Below are 591 nucleotides of genomic sequence, written 5' to 3' on the forward strand. Positions count from 1 at the left end.
CAGCGGACTGCGTCCTGCAACCGGTCCGTCTTAAACTCGATCCCGGTAGCAAGGGAACCGGCGTGGCCATCGTGCGTGAGGTCGAGTCCTGCGGCGACGAGGCGGGCCGGCGTGTCGCCGTGCTGTCGCTAGTGGAACTGATACACCGCGGCGCGCAAATCAGCCTGAACCTGACGGCCCGCAGGGCTATGCGCCGGTCGCGACGCGGGCGGAAGACGCGGTATCGCGCTGCCCGATTCGACAACCGCCGTAAGCCGGCAGGCTGGCTAGCGCCGAGCCTACAACACCGTGTGCAGACCACGATGGCCTGGGTCCGCCGCTTCCGCGCACTCGCCCCGATCACCGCCATCAGCACCGAACTCGTCCGCTTCGACATGCAGGCGATGCAGAACGCCGAGATCTCCGGCGTCGAGTATCAGCACGGCGAACTGGCCGGCTATGAGGTCCGCGAATACCTACTAGAGAAATGGGGCCGGCAGTGCGCGTACTGCGATACCCGCGATATGCCGCTGGAATTGGAACATATCGATGCCCGGGCAAACGGAGGCTCGAATCGGGTCTCCAATCTGACACTGGCTTGCGTGCCTTGCA

At 65.0% G+C, this 591-nt stretch carries 1 protein-coding gene; it reads left to right on the forward strand.

Annotated features, from left to right (window positions below):
• A partial coding sequence (iscB, locus tag ACYP5B_RS47275) for an RNA-guided endonuclease IscB (protein ID WP_459574264.1) occupies positions 1 to 591 on the forward strand: 591 nt, incomplete at both ends.

The sequence above is a fragment of the Cupriavidus sp. 8B genome (assembly GCF_054589115.1).